Genomic DNA, 547 nt, shown 5'->3' with positions numbered 1-547 from the left:
TAGTACACAGGCTTGAGTATGAAGAACTACAAGAAGCATTTTCTGCGCTTTGCCGAAGAGCGTGAGGCGTTGAAGTTCGGGGAATTTACCCTGAAGTCCGGGCGCAAAAGCCCGTATTTCTTCAATGCTGGCACTTTTAACACCGGCGAGGCCCTGGCTCGGCTGGGTCGCTATTATGCGGATGCGATCATGGCATCCGGGCTGGAATTCGATATGTTGTTCGGGCCGGCCTATAAAGGCATCCCGCTGGTAGCGGCGGTGTCCGTGGCGCTGGCCGAGCACCATGGCCGGGATTACCCCTGGGCGTTCAACCGCAAGGAAGCCAAGGACCATGGCGAGGGCGGCTGGCTGGTCGGTGCGCCATTGCAGGGCCGGGTGCTGGTGATAGATGATGTGATTACAGCGGGAACGGCGATTCGCGAAGTGGCGACGCTGTTCGAAAAGACTGACGCGACCATGGCGGGGGTAATGGTGGCGCTGGATCGGCAGGAATGCGCTAAAGAGCCTGCCGAAGCGGGCAAGGGCCTGTCGGCGATTCAGGAAGTGG

General features: G+C 59.4%; 1 protein-coding gene. It reads left to right on the top strand.

The features are described 5' to 3' along the window. Positions 1 to 18: 18 nt before the first annotated feature. Positions 19 to 547: orotate phosphoribosyltransferase (pyrE, locus tag A3754_RS05490; protein ID WP_063519035.1), on the top strand; the 529-nt coding region annotated here is incomplete at its 3' end.

Source organism: Alcanivorax sp. HI0083, assembly GCF_001635175.1.
This window is presented reverse-complemented; position numbering and strand designations above follow the sequence as displayed.